The organism is Nocardia sp. 2TAF39 (assembly GCF_052114905.1).
GTDB lineage: Bacteria > Actinomycetota > Actinomycetes > Mycobacteriales > Mycobacteriaceae > Nocardia.
Genome location: NZ_JBFRFQ010000136.1, coordinates 1 through 1230, shown reverse-complemented (window position 1 = coordinate 1230; position 1230 = coordinate 1). Strand labels below are relative to the sequence as shown.

Annotated in this window: 1 protein-coding gene; it reads left to right on the top strand. The window is 63.8% G+C overall.

Features of this window, described 5'->3' with window-relative positions; genetic code table 11:
• The coding region (locus tag AB4Z47_RS30680) for a condensation domain-containing protein (protein WP_441956206.1) at positions 1-1230 on the top strand (1230 nt) is incomplete at both ends.

Genomic DNA, 1230 nt, shown 5'->3' with positions numbered 1-1230 from the left:
CAGCAGCGGATGTGGTTCCTCAACCGGTTCGATACCGCCTCATCGGTCAACAACATTCCGGCGGCGATCCGTTTGTCCGGTGATCTGGATGTCGCCGCGTTGCAGCAGGCGGTTGGTGATGTGGTCGCCAGGCATGAGATCTTGCGGACTGTTTATCCGGAGCAGGGTCGGGCGGCGTATCAGGTGATCCTGCCTGCCGAGCAGGCGGTTGCGGACCTGACGCCGGAAACGGTGGCTGCTGAGGATGTCCGTCAGCGGATCGTCGAGGTGGTTTCCGCTGGATTCGATGTGACCACCGAGGTTCCGTTGCGGGCCAAGCTGTTCCGCGTCGCCGGGGGTGCTGCGGCGGAAGCCGGCATTGCCGCTGGGGCGGGAGTCGACGCTGCTGGTGGGGTGGGAGTCGRCGCCGAGTATGTCCTCGTGTTCGTCGCGCACCATATCAGTGCCGATGGTTGGTCGATGGGTCCGCTGACTCGCGATGTGATGTCGGCTTATGCGGCTCGTTCGGCTGGTGTGGAGCCTGGGTGGGCGCCGTTGGCGGTGCAGTACGCGGACTTCAGTCTTTGGCAGCGTGACGTGCTCGGCTCCGAGGCCGACCCCGAGAGCCTGTTCTCGCAGCAGGCCGAGTATTGGCGTGCCGCGTTGGCCGGGTTGCCGGATGAGCTCAATCTGCCCGCGGATCGGGCGCGTCCGACGATGCAGTCGTTCGCGGGTGGACGGGTGGTGTTCCCGATCGAGGGCGGGTTGCATCRTGCGCTGAGCGAGGTTGCCAGGCAGCAGAACACGACGCTGTTCATGGTGGTGCACGCCGCGTTGGCGTTGTTCCTGGCTCGTATGTCCGGTACCGACGACATTGCTATCGGTACTCCGGTGGCTGGTCGTGGTGAAGCCGAGCTCGATGATGTGATCGGCATGTTCGTCAATACGTTGGTATTGCGTTCGCATGTGGATGGCGATCTGACCTTCGGTGAGTTCCTGGCCAGGACGAGGGATACCGATCTGCAGGCGTTCGCGCATGCGGATCTGCCGTTCGAGCGGTTGGTGGAGCTGCTCAATCCGGAGCGTTCCACGGCGCGGCACCCGTTGTTCCAGGTGGCGTTGTCGTTCGAGAATCTGCCCGAGAGCAGCTTCGAGCTGCCGGGGTTGCGGGTCGGTGCGGTCGATTTCGATGTCGATACCGCGAAGTTCGATCTGTCGCTGACGATGCGGGAAGCGGGGGACAACCCCGAC